We start from the raw sequence: 14,629 nt of genomic DNA on the forward strand, positions 1-14,629 counted from the left end.
ATTGTATACCCATCGCACTTCAAATTTCGGCATTGACGCATGGAGGTGCCGGGGTGTTCGGCAAAGGCTGTGACAGCAGGGATGCTGTCACAGATCCTACATGGACGTATTCACGGCGTCCTTTGACGGACACCCCTGCGCCGAAATTTGACCAGCAAAGGGTATAACCAGCGCTTTCAAATTGCGTCAAAACACGAATAAGCCAAGCTTACGAATCCATGTTTCGATTGAAAAAGCCTTAGACCTTGCGGACATGGGGTAGGGTGCTTAAACTAAGCAGGTTATAAATTCATTTCCAACATGATTTTATGAAATCAACTGCCAAAATCATTTTCGGCCTGTTCATGGCAGTTTTGCTCGGCGCATGCGTCGCGCCCAAGCCTGCCGCGATTTCCGACATCTCTTTCGCTACCATCGATGACGACGTGCCGCAAGCACAGCCCGGCCCGAACCTTTATTTCATACCGCCGCCGTCGTTAGATGGTCAAAGGACTGTCGAAGATGTTCTACAGGCTTACGGCCCGTATGCAACGCTCAAGCTCGCATCTTATTTCGCCAAGGCCAAGGTTTCATATCCGCCGAGTAAAGTCGCCTTTATCGCTCTGAAACAGGAAAAAAAACTGGAGCTATGGGCCAAGGACAGCGGCGAATTTCGATTTATCCGCAACTATGACATTCAAGCCGCCAGCGGCGTGGCGGGTCCTAAATTACGTCAAGGCGATGAGCAGGTGCCGGAGGGTATTTACCGTATCGAGGGGTTGAATCCGAACAGTCATTATCACTTGTCGATGAAAATCAATTACCCTAACGAATTCGATCGCTTCCATGCCTGGCAGGAGGGGCGTAGCAAGCCGGGGTCGGATATTTTCATCCATGGCAAAGCCAGCTCCATCGGTTGCCTGGCGATGGGCGATGAAGCGATAGAAGAGCTTTTCGTGTTGACCGCGAATGTGGGCGTCGACAATGTAAAGGTCGTGATTGCACCGCATGACCCCAGGGGTTATCCTCTGGTGGCCGACACCGAAAAACTACCCGGTTGGATCCTTGAACTTTATTCGAATATCTCCCGTGAAATCAACGCCGTGTCTCCGACAGTGAAGTCGTTAAAAACCGGGTTGTGATCATCAGGACCGGATCTTTCATTATTCCCAAGTTCTGCGGGGCGCTGCTTCGTAACCCTTAAGTTAAGGCTATGTTCGCGTTAATAGTTGATACTTTTGAACTTAAAGCCAACATGAAACTCAAGGATACAACTCTGAATAACTTTCCTTTTTTCAATATGACGCTAATGGTTGAAAGGAGGGTACGGTTGCTCGATTGACAGGTGTCGGCGGTAGGGAAAGCCGCCGTCAAGCCTACACGGACGTATTCACGGCGTCCTGTCAAGCGAGTAATCGTACCCTCTTCCACGCTCAGTGTATTGGAAAGCAATCATTGACTAGTTCCTAAATGGTTTTTAGTAGGAAGGAAAACCATTTCAACTGCTAACGCGAACATAGCCTAAGTTAAACCTTCGCTGAAAATCTTGGAAACGGAGCGTTAGCGAAGTGAAGATTTTTAGTCCCCGATAGCCGTAGCGCCGGGTGTTTTGCCGGAGTCTGCGCGAATAGCGCAGGCGGAGGCAAAATACAAGGCATCGCGACACGGCGTAAAGCCATTTGTGGGAGTGCTACGGAGCCGCATCGAGTATACGATGATGTGGCGTAGTGGCACGGACGCAGGGCGAATCGGGGCCGCCGAAGGCAATAATCGCCAAGTCATTTTTCGCTGCTGAAATCGGACGGACCCCATTTCAGCTTTCGCGAAAAATCTTGGCGCGCTTGCACAGAATGGGCTTCAGGCTCGAATGCGCTTCAAAAGCTTGCCATCCATGGCACTGGATTCCGCCAGTCCATGGCGGAATGACGGGCTTCCCTTGGCTTAATGGTAGTGGGACGCTACGGGGGCATCATTGGGGGGGCACTTATCTTAGAGACAGTTCTCGAGCGATACGATTTCTCAATTGATAAGGTACATTTTCATTCATCACGATGGCAAAAGGCTGCCATTCGCCGCGTTTTACCAAATAACCTGCTAACGAACTGACGCCCGTTAAGGTCCCGGTTTTCGCGTAGACGCCGGGCTCGATTTCCGGTAATAAGTGTTTCCACGGTCGGAACGCTTGCAATAGATCGGTCAACTGCTGCGGCGAAAGACGGTTATTACGAGATAAGCCGGCGCCATCCTCAAATGTAAAATTCTCCCAAGCGAACTGTCGAGATAAGGATTCTTCCATGTATCGCTGAACATCGGCGGTATTCGCCGGGCGTTGATAGGTTTCCGAACTCAGCATCAAAATTAGCTGATTAGCAACGAAATTAGTCGAATATTTCAACATCGTACGCACGATTTCGCCGAGTGTTTTGCTATTGGTGTGCGTATAAAAGACAGGTTGATTCGGTACCTTGCCGAAAACGATTTGGGGGTCGACTTCAATCCCTTGTGCCCGTAAAAAGGCAGCCATTAATTCGGCAAAATAGTTTTCCGCGTTGCTTGGATTTCGGCCGGTATTGACGCGCAACTCGCCGCTATTGATCGAGCGGCCCAGGCTTTTCGAGTATGGGGTTAGCGGTGTTTGGGGCTCGGCAGACAGAACTTTTCCGTTAATCTTTTTGATTGCTATGGTGTTGAAGTTCGCCGCCGTCGCCGTAGGCACCGCATCGTAAGGGTTGTTCGTGGTTCCGGTGCCCGGTAAAGCCAAACCTGTTTGAAAGAGAGAGTTGTCGAGACCTATGGCTTTAACTTGTTGCAGACCTTTTTGTTTCAGGCTTCGAGCAATTCGGGCGAGTTCTTCTGATACCAGATAAGGATCGCCGCTTCCTTTTATCCATAAGACTCGGGTCGGTTCATCCCAATAAAACCGAGTACGAAAACGATGCTCTTCGCCCCAGTGCATTAATGCGAGCCAGGCTGTGGCTAGTTTGGTCGTTGAGGCCGGAATTAACGGCCTGTCGGCGTGATCAGCGCGTATCGTTCGCCCGTTTGAATCCAAAACGATGAGCCCTGCGTTATTCAGTTTTGAAAAAGCGGTTAGGGCTTCATCCGCATGACTGAATGCAGGCAATATAAACAATAAACAGATCAGGTAGCTAATTCGGCGCATTTAAAATTTCCAGTAATGTTCATGAAGGTTTGGCAATCACACCGGATGATGAACCTAAAAAGAGCATTTGACAGTCTCAAGCTACCGTTCGCCCTGGGTCCATCGGCAGTGCTTAGGAGTGCGCTGTCGCGAAGGGTAGCTTGAGGCTTCACCAAGCCGGTGAAAGTGTTGTAGCCCCTTCATGTTTAGACTTGGCTCAACACGAACGGTCTACAACACATGCGAACTGTTTTTTTTTAGGTTTATGGGTAATAAAGACTATCATCTTTTCTTATGTTGTCGAAGGATCAGCGAAAGTCGTTGAAATGTACTTTTCCTTTTCAATCGCCCCCTGTCGATAGATAGAAAAAAGCGTTATATTGAAGACCTACATTGATATTCATTTGTAATCAACGCAGGTTTACCATGGCAATTAGCGCATTCGATATATTTAAAATCGGCATCGGACCGTCCAGTTCTCATACCGTTGGTCCCATGAGAGCGGCTATGCAATTCGCTTTGAAATTGGACGAAGACAAAATTATAGAGCAGGTTGAAACAATCACTGTGGCGCTTTTCGGCTCGTTAGGAGCGACCGGTAAAGGCCATGGTACCGACAAGGCGGTGATGTTAGGGCTTGAAGGCGAGTCGCCGGATTGTATTGATCCGGATGTCATTCCAGGCAGACTGGAAACGATTAGGCAAAGCGGACGTTTACAAGTCTTGTCGCGCCATTCCATTCAGTTTATCGAGAAAAAACATCTACAGTTTAACCGTAAAGTCTTGCCGTTTCATTCGAATGGACTGCGTTTCACGGCAATTGATGCATCAGGGACCGAGTTGTTGCAGAAAGATTATTATTCGGTCGGTGGCGGTTTTGTCGTTAACGGCGAACAAGCCGCGACCGATCGTTTGATCGATGACGATACGTGTTTGCCTTATCCGTTTAAGACAGCCGATGGTTTGCTTAAACTATGCAAGGAACATAAGAAGTCGATTAGCGAATTAATGCTGAATAATGAAAAAGCTTGGTTAAGCGAGGCTGAAATACGAAAAAATCTATTGACTATTTGGCATGTCATGCAGGCCTGCGTTGAAAGAGGGATTGCTCAAGAAGGCGTGTTGCCGGGCGGTATGAAAGTTAAACGTCGAGCAGCGCAAATTTATAAACAATTGATACATGAAATTCCTTCGCATGCTCCGAAATTGCCTCCCGGTAAACTCGATTGGGTCAATCTTTTTGCGTTAGCGGTGAATGAAGAAAATGCCGCGGGCGGGCGTGTCGTGACTGCGCCAACCAACGGCGCGGCAGGAATTATTCCGGCTGTACTGCACTATTATTGGAGGTTTTGCGAGGGTGCGAATGACGAAGGCGTGATTCGTTTTTTATTGACCGCCGCCGCAATCGCGATTTTATACAAGGAAAATGCCTCGATTTCCGGGGCCGAAGTCGGTTGCCAGGGAGAGGTAGGAGTCGCCTGTTCGATGGCGGCAGGCGCTTTGGCCGAAGTGTTGGGAGGGACGCCCGCTCAGGTGGAAAATGCCGCCGAAATCGGTATGGAGCATAATTTAGGCTTAACTTGCGATCCGGTCGGCGGTTTAGTGCAAGTGCCTTGCATCGAACGCAATGCGATGGGTTCGGTTAAGGCTATCAATGCCGCGCGTATTGCATTGCGAGGCGACGGTTCTCATTATGTATCGTTGGATAAAGTGATTAAAACGATGCGCGAGACCGGCGCCGATATGAAAACCAAATATAAAGAGACCGCACGCGGCGGATTGGCGGTTAATTTAATCGAATGTTAGGACGATAATTGAAAGCGCCGGGTCTTTAAATCCTTCATGCTCTTCATGGTAAAAAAATAAAGGGTCAAGCGATTAGAAACTGATGAGTTGCGTGTTTTTGAGGTCATTTGTCGAACCCAATAAAATCCCAGACTTTTCCGGCCATGGTTCTGTTTTCCCGTTCCGGTACCGGCGGTCCGTCCGGAAAATTCAGTTCATAAACGCGCGAGGCATTGTTAGCCAGTGTTTCCATGCCTAGTTTTTTATAGGCTTCAATCATAACCTCTAACGCAAACGGAACCGCTGTAGTGCGCTGGTAATTGTTCACGACTTCGGATGCGCGGTTAACCGCCGCGACATAGGCTTTACGCCTCAAATAGAACCTTGCGGCATGGACTTCGTGCATCGCCATGTTATTGCGCAGCGCGATCATGCGCTGTTGCGCGTCGGGGATATATTGACTGTCCGGGAAACGGCTGATTAATTCCTGGAAATTATTGTAGGCATCCCGAGCGCTACCCGGATCGCGTTGCGAGGTGTCGGTAGGCAAAAATCTTTCGAGAAATCCGATGTCGCGATTGTAATTGACCAACCCTTTCAAGTAATAGGCGTAATCGACGCTGGGATTGCGAGGATGAATTTTAATAAACCTCTCGGCGGCTGCAATCGCGGCTTCGGAGTCGTCATTTTTGTAATACGCATAAGCAATATTCAATTGTGCCTGAGCGGCATACTCTCCAAACGGAAAACGCGATTCGAGCGTTTCGTACATTTTGATCGCTTTTTGATAATAACCATCGTCCATCGCTTCCTTGGCTGAGGTGTGCAGCTTCTCCTCGCTCCAATCTTTATATTCGTCGGTACTAGTGCTTTCCAGGTTGAAGTTTTTTAACGTTTCGCAGCCCGGAAGTAACAGGCCTAAAGTAATAACGAGAAGGAATTTTACTAAAAATAATCGCATAGAGCTGACGACACGTTGTAATATGTACGGTTTTTTCGTTGTGGATGAACAGGTTTCGTTAAGCGCAAGATGCGTTTAACGCTAATCAAGCAACGAGTATAACTTAACGGCGAACTAATCAGAAGATATAAGTTATGACAAGATTATCGGCACAAATTCCCGAAGAGATGGCGGGTATGCGTTTGGATCAAGTGCTTGCTGAGCTATTTTCGGATTATTCCCGAAGTAAGCTACAGACTTGGCTGAAGGCCGGGCGAGTGGTGGTTAACGGCGCCCAATTAAAGGCCAAAGACAAGGTCGAAGGCGGTGAGTTCATTGAGCTCGATGCCGAAGCCGAGGTGGTTTTGGAATGCGAGGCGGAAGCGATACCGCTGGATATCGTTTATGAAGACGAATCCTTGTTGATCATCAATAAGCCGGCGGGCTTAGTCGTGCATCCGGCAGTCGGCAATTGGACGGGGACTTTGCAGAATGCATTGCTCAATCATGTGCCGAGCCTCGAAACCTTGCCGAGAGCCGGCATTGTGCATCGCATCGATAAAGAGACCAGCGGTTTGTTAATGGTTGCAAAAACGCTGCCTGCTCATAACAGCTTGGTCAAGCAGTTACAAGAGCGTTCGATAGAAAGGGAGTACTTGGCGATTACCAAGGGACGAATCATCGCCGGCGCGACGATAGACGAGCCGATCGGTCGGCATCCGACCGATCGTAAGCGCTATGCGATCAGGCAAGCCGGCAAGGATGCGGTAACCCATTATCGGGTTGTCGAACGTTTTGCTAGGCATACCCTAATTCGCGTCAAATTGGAAACCGGGCGCACGCATCAGATTCGGGTACATATGGCGCATGTACATTTTCCATTGGTTGGCGATCCGGTTTATGGCGGACGTTTTCAGTTGCCGCCGGACTGTTCCGAACAATTGGAAATAGAGCTGCGGGCATTCAAGCGTCAAGCGCTTCATGCCGAAAAACTGGGTTTGCTGCATCCTGAAACGCAAGAATACTGCGAATGGATTCAGCCTTTGCCCGACGATATGATTCGATTATTGGCCGCATTACGAGACAATGAACAGCACTAAGTATTGGCTGAAGCCCGATTGGCCTGCGCCGGCCAATGTTTTCGCCGCAACGACCCTGCGAAGCGGCGGTTTCAGCACTGGATCGTTTCAAAGCCTTAATCCCGCGATGCATGTTGGCGATAATCCCGAATTGGTGTTGAAGAATCGGCAACGGATTACCGATATGCTCGATTTGCCGAATGCACCGGTTTGGTTGAATCAAGTGCATGGTAAAACCGTAGTCGATGCGTCGCAAGTGAATACGCTGGTCGAGGCCGACGCGAGTTTTAGTCATGAGCCGGGTGTCGTTTGCACGGTATTGACCGCCGATTGTTTGCCGGTATTGCTGTGTTCTCGTGACGGACGCAGTGTCGCAGCCGTTCATGCCGGCTGGAGGGGGTTATTGGCTGGCGTGATCGTTGAATCCGTTAAGGCGATGAAAACGCTTGACCTATTGGTTTGGCTTGGGCCGGCGATAGGGCCGGATGCCTTTGAAGTCGGTGATGACGTTCGTACTGCGTTTGTTGAAAGTAACGAGCGTTATGCCGATGGATTTCGTGCAGTCGCAAAGGGTAAATGGTTGGCCGATATTTATTGTTTAGCGCGTATCAACCTGGCTCTAGCCGGTATTGAAAGCGTTTATGGCGGACAGTTTTGTACCCTGTCCGATGTCGAGCGTTTTTATTCGTTTCGGCGCGACAAGGAAACAGGCAGGATGGCAAGTTTAATTTGGAGAATATAAAACCGTTATGGATTTATTGTTTTTAATTATTATTTTTACCGCGTTGGGCGGAGTTTTAAGTGTTTTGGCCGCTTCGTTTTTTTTATGGCTGGATGATGTTCAGCGGGCTCGGGTTTTGCCTCATGGCATTAGTTTCGCGACCGGCGCATTATTGGCAGTGGCCTTTTGGGGCTTGATTCCGCATGCTTTCGAGGATGTCGATTCGGATCGTATTCAAAGTTTGTCGGCAGTGATTATGACCGGAATTTTGGGTTTTTTTATATTGGAAAAGCTGTTGGTTTGGCGACATTGCCATCATAACCGATGCGAAGCTCATGGCGAGGACGCACAAGGTCATCATCCGGCCGGTATGTTGATTTTGATAGGCGACGGTATTCATAATTTTGTAGACGGCATATTGATTGCCGCAGCATTTTTAACCGACGTCAAACTAGGAATAGTAACGAGTTTGGCGGTTGCCGCGCATGAGATTCCGCAAGAAGTCGGCGATTTCGCAATATTGTTGCAAAGCGGTTATTCCAAAGGCAAAGCGCTTTATTACAATATCCTATCGAGTCTTGCGACGGTGGTTGGCGGCATTCTTGCGTATTTCAGCTTGGAAGACTTGCATGATAGTCTTCCGTATTTTTTAGCGATGGCGGCTTCGAGTTTTATATACATCGCCGTGGCCGATTTGATTCCGACCTTACATGAAAAAACCGAGTTGAAGGTTTCAGTGCAACAAGTCGCATTGATCGCGGCTGGGGTGTTGTTGATCTGTTCGCTGCATGGATTTGCCCATGACATTGAATTGGAAAGCCTTGAGCGGAAGCACCAGGAAGGTGAAAGGTGAAAGGTGAAAGGTGAAAGGTGAAAGGTGAAAGGTGAAAGGTGAAAGGTGAAAGGTGAAAGGTGAAAGGTGAAAGGTGAAAGGTGAAAGGTGAAAGGTGAAATCGGCGCTTGACAAATAATTGAAATCCCGAATCATTTCACTATTCACTATTCACTATTCACTATTCACTATTCACTATTCACTATTCACTATTCACTATTCACTATTCACTATTCACTATTCACTATTCACCATACTTTTAGGTGATCACAGTAGGTCCGTTTCTGCCGGTTCGTTTTTTGATCTCGCAAAACTTTTCCGCCAATTCGATGAGTGGCGCTAATGCGCTTTGTGCGTCTTGATCATGTAAATTGCTGTCGGGTTCGTAACGTTCCAAATAAATTCGAAGTGTGGCGCCTACGGTGCCGGTGCCGGATAGGCGAAATACGATCCGCGAACCGTTTTCAAAACCGATTCGGATGCCTTGGTTTTTGCTGACGCTGCCGTCGACCGGGTCGGTATAAGCGAATTCATCGGCATATTGGACGATGTAATCGCCGAATGCCTTACCCGGTAAGGTCGGTAGTTGTTCGCGAAGATAAGCGACGATGCCGTCCGCAATATCGGTGGCTACGGCTTCATAATCATGGCGAGCGTAGATATCTCGCCCGAATCGTTGCCAATGCTCGGTGACAATGTCGGCAACCGATTGTCTTTTTCTGGCAATGAGATTGAGCCAAAATAATACTGCCCATAAGCCGTCTTTTTCCCGAACATGGTCTGATCCGGTGCCGAAGCTTTCTTCGCCGCATAAGGTGATTTTTCCGGCATCCAATAGGTTTCCGAAAAATTTCCAGCCGGTCGGCGTTTCGAAACAAGGCAAGTTCAGTTGCGCGGCAACCCGATCGACGGCTTGGCTGGTCGGCATTGAACGTGCGACGCCGCTGATGCCTTTTGCGTAGCCGGGAATCAAGGGTGCATTGGCCGCTAAAATAGCCAAACTATCGCTCGGCGTCACGAATATTTGCGAGCCCATGATCATATTACGGTCGCCGTCGCCATCCGAAGCCGCCCCAAACGTCGGTGCGTTCGGTCCGAACATTGCCTCGGCCAATTCTTCCGCATGAGCCAGGTTCGGGTCCGGGTGGCCGCCGCCGAAGTCTTCCAAAGGCACGGCATTGATTACAGAGCCGGGTTTTGCACCCAGCATCTCTTCCAGAATCGTTTTGGCATAGGGTCCAGTGATTGCATGCATCGCATCGAATTTAAGCGTGATATAGCCTGAGCCGATGCTCTGCTTGAGTAAATCGAAATCGAAAATGGTTTGCATCAATTCGGCGTAATCGTTGACGGGATCAAGGATGCTTATCGTAAGAGCCCCGATTTTTTGAGTGCCGATGGTGTCGAGGTCGATATCAGGAATCTCTGCAATTTTGTAGGAAGCGATTTCCTTGCTGCGTTGGTAAAATGCCTGGGTATATTTTTCTGGTGCCGGCCCTCCGTTGCTGACATTGTATTTGATGCCGAAATCTTCCTCCGGTCCTCCGGGATTGTGGCTGGCCGATAGCACCAGTCCGCCGTAGGCTTTATATTTGCGAATCAGGTTTGATGCGGCGGGGGTCGATAATAATCCGCCTTGACCGATAATCAATTCGCTAAAATCGTTTGCTGCGGCAATTTTTATGATTGTTTGAATGGCTTGTCGGTTAAAATAGCGTCCGTCACCACCTAAAACAAGTTTTTGGTCTACAATATCGTCGAGAGAGTCGAAGATTGACTGAACAAAATTTTCAAGATAGTTCGGTTGTTGAAAGGTTTTCACTTTCTTTCTTAGTCCCGACGTCCCGGGGTTTTGGTCTTCGAATGGATGAGTTTCTATTGTTTTTATTTCCATGAGTGAGCCTTTAATGCAACAAATAACACGGTTTTTAAATTACACTAAAACACAAGCTAATAGTAGTTTATTTGTGATCCGAATTGGCGTGTTTCCGATTCTTTTTTTGTTGGCGTCAAACGCCCAGGCTAGTAACGATGTTTGGTTATTGATCGATACTAATGCGCTGACGCTTGAAGTTAAGAAAGGAGAGCAGACGTTAGAACGGTTGGAAAACATTGCGATAGGCCGTAATGGCGCGGGTTTTAAGGAGGTGCGGGGCGATGATGTCACTCCTTTAGGGACTTACAAAATTAGCTGGATTAATGAAAAAAGCAGTTTTTATCGTTTTTTCGGCTTGTCTTATCCTTCCGTCGATAATGCTCATGCCGCACTTGACAAGGGGCTTATCGATCCGTTAACTTTTGAGACGATTGTCGAAGCGCACCAAAGACATGGTATTCCTCCTCAGAATACTCGCTTGGGAGGGCAAATCGGCATTCACGGCTTGGGGCGTGGCGATGAGAAAATTCATAGAACCATGAATTGGACCCATGGCTGTATTGCATTGACTAATAAGCAAATTGATCTTTTAAGTAAGTGGGTTGATAAAGAAATTACAGTGCAGATAAAATAGTTCTGGAATATTTTGAAAAAAAAGTTCAATATATTTCATCGAATGCTTTTGAAAATAATCTTAGTAACAACTCTTACAGTAAAAAAAGGAAAAATAATATGAAAAAATTAGCGAAATTATCAGTGGTTGCTCTTACAGCAAGTCTGGCTGTAGGTTGTGCGAGTACTTCCGACGTTGAAGGCCTGCAATCTCAAATCGACGATTTGAATACTAAAGTTTCAAGAGCAGCTTCTGATGCGGCTAGTGCGAAAAGCGCTGCTGCTGACGCATCTGCAAGAGCGGCGGCTGCTGAAGCTGCAGCAAATCGCGCAGCAAGCTACGCACAAGACGCCAACAGCAAGTTGGATCGTCTGTTCAAAAAATCAATGATGAAATAATTGACCTTCATCTTTTGATTTGAAAAAAGCCCGTCAGATTCGTCTGACGGGCTTTTTTTTTGGCTATGTTTGCGGTAAAAGTTGGCCTCTGGGCCCTCGATATGAAATGCCGGGGAGCGGACAGTAAGATACGCTTTGCGTGCCGTAGGAAGCTCTCCCGCTGCTTAGGAATATGCCTTCTTGTGTTGCCTTGCGCCGACATGAGGTACGCGCAGCGTACCCTACAATTCACTTTGAATTTTTAAGTGTTTCTGGTGTTGGTGGGGATTTTTAACTTTTACCGCATACACAGCCTTTTTGAGCTACTCTTGCGTTAAGAGCTGGGCTTAGGGCCTCGATATGGGCTGCCGGGTATCCCGGGTTGGCGGGGTGGGGTTTATACAGCGCAGGGCGGGTTATTTGACCCGTCCTGAGCGTTTGATTTGCTTTGGTTGCGGTTGAAACGTTTAGGACGGGCTTGCAAACCCCGTCCTGCTAAGTTTGGGAGGGATTTATGACCGAATTCTTAAGGCGCTGCCTTGGCTGAGTGCGAGTTTGTTTTAGGCTCCGGTTTTTTATAAATCAAAACGGGACGACCGCTTTTTTCTTCGAGCGCTTTTCTGAGCGCGGCGCCATTGATGACAGGATGTTGGTTGTTATTCGCACGAACAATCAATTCCAGAGCTTGTTCCAGTCGGTCTTCATAACTGGCCTTGGTTTTTTCCAGATTCGGATAAACCTGGATATAAAGCGAGTCATCGAGCCACCCGACTTTTGTCGGTTGATTGACGATATGGACATCGGTACCGACCGGGACGTTTGGAAACAATTGTTCGATATTTTCCGGCAACATCCGAATACACCCATGAGTTACGCTCATGCCGACTCCAAAAGGTTTATTGGTGCTATGGATTAGATAGCCTGGTACGCCTAGTCGCATCGCATATAGGCCCAACGGATTATCAGGGCCGGCCGGAACGACGTTAGGCAAAATATCCCCTCGCGCTGCGTGCTCTCTTTTTATGGATTCCGGCGGCGTCCAGGTCGGGTTTCGGGTTTTGGCGGTTATTCTGGTTTTGCCGAGCGGCGTTTTCCAGTCTAGTCTGCCGATGCTGATCGGATAGGTGACGACGCGGTTCTTGTTTGGCGGGTAGTAATACATACGGTATTCAGGCAAGTTAATCACGATGCCGTTTCGTGGCGCCTTAGGTAACAAGCGACTATTAGGTATCTTAACTTGGGTTCCTTCCTTGGGCAGCCAGCGGTCGACAGAGGGGTTGGCCAATAAAATTTCATTTTGACCGATGTAGAAGCGCCTTGCTATGTCTAGAAGTGTGTCTTCCTCGGCAGCAACAGTATAAAAGTGCGGTTGGGGGTGTTTATCGGTTCCTTCCAGGCGATCGCCTATTAGGCTGTCGCCGGAGTTTTTAGGAAGATCGAATTCGGCGGCGTGTATGCCGCTACTCGAAGCGAAAATTAGCGCAATAACCGCAAGTTTTGCTTTTTGAATAATCATGATTTATGCTCTCCACCAAACAATTCTATAAGACGCGGTAGGAAGGTCGAGAGTTCCAGCGACATAATCGAAAAATCGGCATCGAATTGTTCGGTCTCGTCTTGGGTTTCGATATCGGCTACCTGGTCTTGAACCAAATCTAAAAACTTTAAGCGTTTTATACTCAAGTTTTCGTCCACGATGCAAGCAATTCTATCCGCCCAATTGATGGCGAGTTTAATGACTTGCTTGCCGGTATCGAGATGGTTTTTGATTTCGGGCAAGCTTAAATCGTGACGTTTGCAGCGTACAATGCCGCCTTCATCGCCTGGCGAGCGCAATTCGCATTCGTCTTCGATCGTAATGTCGCCCGGCGTGTCTTGTGTAATCAGCCAGCGCGTCATGACTGCGACAGGTTTCTCCTGAGTAATCGGCGGCACGACCGGTAGCGAGCCCAGGCATTTTCGTAGATTGCTGATTAAATCTTCGGCTTTTTTGGCCGATGGAGAGTCGACGATCAGCCAGCCGTTTTTGGGGTCGATATAAGCATAAGTCTTACGCGAAAACGTAAAGGCTCGCGGTAGCAACTCGAAACAGATTTCTTCCTTGATCGCGGTGCGTTCTTTTTTACTGAGTTTGCGGTTTTCGCGGTCCTCGGCCTCTTGAATTTTTTCCTGGACCATTTCATTGATCACGGCGGCGGGCAAAACTTTTTCTTCCACTTTTGCGCATACCATCATGAAGCCGTTGGTGGTGTGGACCCGTTGCTCAGAGTTTCTGCCGAGCGGAGCAGTCCAGCCGAAGCTCATTTCTTGTTGGGCTGCGCAAGGGCGAAACGGCATTTGTTCGAGTTTTTCTTCGAATTCGGCCGGCGTTAAAGTAAAGTCTTCTGTAAAACGGTAAACGGATAGATTTTTAAACCACATGGGCGTTGGATCTCGTATAAAATCGATCATTATCGCAGATTAACGGGAATCCCGAAAATGACGGTTTGTTTTTTACGACTGACAAGGCTTGCATGATATACCTTTCGCACTTCAAATTTCGGCAGTTCCTTAGAAGGCACCCCGGTGCTGAATTTTGATCTACGATGAGTATAGTTGACGGTTTTCCACCGATAGCCGGGAAATCGGCGGAAGTGTTGATTTTAGGGTCAATGCCTAGTGTAGCGTCGTTGTCCAAAGGCGAATATTACGGGCATCCGCGCAACGGCTTTTGGCTAATCATGAGACAATTGTTCGGTGCCGGGCCGGAATTGGATTATCTAAAGCGCAGCCGCATTTTAATCGAACACCATCTTGCGGTGTGGGATGTCTTGCAGACCTGTTATCGTCCAGGCAGTGCAGATGCAAATATCGATGTGGATTCGATAAAAATAAACGACTTTAACCGTTTTTTTGAGCATCACCGCGATATAAAGCGAGTATTGTTTAACGGTGGCGCGGCGGAGAGCTTATATCGTAAACGCGTGTTGCCGATATTGAATAGCCGTTTCAATTATCTTGAATATCAGCGCGTACCTTCAACTAGTCCGGCCTATGCGGCGATGTCGTTGGAGCGGAAAACCATGGCTTGGAAGGCGGCGCTTGGAATTGTAGTTAACGGTCGGCAATGATTAGTGAATAGTGAATAGTGAATAGGGACGGTATCGATAAAACAGATCTGCTTACCGCTGACTGTTATACCTTTTCGCACTTCAAATTTCGGCATTAGCCTATGGAGGTGCCGGGGTGTTCGGCAAAGGCTTTGATAGCATGGATGCTATCATAGAGCCTACATGGACGTATTTA

At 48.1% G+C, this 14,629-nt stretch carries 13 protein-coding genes; 8 read left to right on the forward strand and 5 right to left on the reverse strand.

The genetic code is table 11. The features are described 5' to 3' along the window. The first annotated feature begins 308 nt into the window (after positions 1-308). The gene (locus tag METBU_RS0102305) at positions 309-1,121 is read left to right on the forward strand and encodes a L,D-transpeptidase family protein (RefSeq protein ID WP_017839089.1); all 813 of its coding nucleotides are present in this window, start codon (positions 309-311) and stop codon (positions 1,119-1,121) included. An 842-nt stretch (positions 1,122-1,963) separates the two neighbouring features. On the opposite strand, the gene METBU_RS23100 is transcribed toward METBU_RS0102305, so the two are convergent. Next, positions 1,964-3,142: a D-alanyl-D-alanine carboxypeptidase/D-alanyl-D-alanine-endopeptidase gene (locus METBU_RS23100; protein WP_017839090.1), complete on the reverse strand. Its 1,179-nt coding sequence runs from the start codon at positions 3,140-3,142 to the stop codon at positions 1,964-1,966. 405 nt (positions 3,143-3,547) lie between these two features. Between METBU_RS23100 and METBU_RS0102315 the strand changes: the two genes are divergently transcribed. Further along, the gene (locus tag METBU_RS0102315) at positions 3,548-4,927 is read left to right on the forward strand and encodes an L-serine ammonia-lyase (protein WP_017839091.1); all 1,380 of its coding nucleotides are present in this window, start codon (positions 3,548-3,550) and stop codon (positions 4,925-4,927) included. A 103-nt stretch (positions 4,928-5,030) separates the two neighbouring features. Here METBU_RS0102315 and METBU_RS0102320 read toward each other — a convergent pair whose 3' ends face one another. Then, a complete protein-coding gene (locus tag METBU_RS0102320) occupies positions 5,031-5,867 on the reverse strand; it encodes an outer membrane protein assembly factor BamD (protein ID WP_017839092.1) in 837 nt (278 codons plus the stop codon). Between the two features lie 134 nt (positions 5,868-6,001). Between METBU_RS0102320 and rluD the strand changes: the two genes are divergently transcribed. Genes rluD through METBU_RS0102335 form a run of 3 tightly spaced genes read left to right on the forward strand, consistent with a single transcriptional unit; the run spans position 6,002 to position 8,499 of the window. Continuing rightward, entirely contained in the window at positions 6,002-6,946 is a 945-nt protein-coding gene (gene rluD, locus METBU_RS0102325) for a 23S rRNA pseudouridine(1911/1915/1917) synthase RluD (RefSeq protein WP_017839093.1), read from the forward strand. Next, entirely contained in the window at positions 6,933-7,667 is a 735-nt protein-coding gene (gene pgeF / locus METBU_RS0102330) for a peptidoglycan editing factor PgeF (RefSeq protein WP_017839094.1), read from the forward strand. The genes rluD and pgeF overlap by 14 nt, the downstream gene beginning before the upstream one ends. A gap of 7 nt (positions 7,668-7,674) precedes the next feature. Further along, positions 7,675-8,499, forward strand: coding sequence for a ZIP family metal transporter (locus METBU_RS0102335; RefSeq protein WP_017839095.1), 825 nt, complete (start codon positions 7,675-7,677; stop codon positions 8,497-8,499). A 238-nt stretch (positions 8,500-8,737) separates the two neighbouring features. Here METBU_RS0102335 and METBU_RS0102340 read toward each other — a convergent pair whose 3' ends face one another. Beyond that, complete coding sequence (locus METBU_RS0102340) at positions 8,738-10,372, reverse strand: alpha-D-glucose phosphate-specific phosphoglucomutase (RefSeq protein ID WP_017839096.1); 1,635 nt, start codon at positions 10,370-10,372, stop codon at positions 8,738-8,740. Between the two features lie 13 nt (positions 10,373-10,385). On the opposite strand from METBU_RS0102340, the gene METBU_RS0102345 reads away from it, so the two are divergent. Together METBU_RS0102345 and METBU_RS0102350 are read left to right on the forward strand one after the other, a co-directional pair. After that, positions 10,386-10,988 carry a L,D-transpeptidase family protein gene (locus METBU_RS0102345; RefSeq protein ID WP_138767174.1) on the forward strand — a complete coding sequence of 201 codons (603 nt, stop codon included), beginning with the start codon at positions 10,386-10,388 and terminating at the stop codon, positions 10,986-10,988. Positions 10,989-11,086: 98 nt separating this feature from the next. Then, the gene (locus tag METBU_RS0102350; protein ID WP_017839098.1) at positions 11,087-11,365 is read left to right on the forward strand and encodes an Lpp/OprI family alanine-zipper lipoprotein; all 279 of its coding nucleotides are present in this window, start codon (positions 11,087-11,089) and stop codon (positions 11,363-11,365) included. Positions 11,366-11,870: 505 nt separating this feature from the next. Here the strand turns inward: METBU_RS0102350 and METBU_RS0102355 are convergent. Next, the gene (locus METBU_RS0102355) at positions 11,871-12,860 is read right to left on the reverse strand and encodes a L,D-transpeptidase family protein (RefSeq protein WP_017839099.1); all 990 of its coding nucleotides are present in this window, start codon (positions 12,858-12,860) and stop codon (positions 11,871-11,873) included. Beyond that, a complete protein-coding gene (gene rdgC, locus METBU_RS0102360; RefSeq protein WP_017839100.1) occupies positions 12,857-13,765 on the reverse strand; it encodes a recombination-associated protein RdgC in 909 nt (302 codons plus the stop codon). The genes METBU_RS0102355 and rdgC overlap by 4 nt, the downstream gene beginning before the upstream one ends. 164 nt (positions 13,766-13,929) lie before the next feature. Here rdgC and METBU_RS0102365 point away from each other — a divergent pair, with 164 nt between their 5' ends. After that, positions 13,930-14,454 (forward strand): DNA-deoxyinosine glycosylase, encoded by a 525-nt coding sequence (locus METBU_RS0102365; RefSeq protein WP_017839101.1) that lies wholly within the window; start codon positions 13,930-13,932, stop codon positions 14,452-14,454. Positions 14,455-14,629: the final 175 nt, after the last annotated feature.

Origin of the sequence: Methylotuvimicrobium buryatense 5G (assembly GCF_000341735.1) — a bacterium.
Lineage (GTDB): Bacteria > Pseudomonadota > Gammaproteobacteria > Methylococcales > Methylomonadaceae > Methylotuvimicrobium > Methylotuvimicrobium buryatense.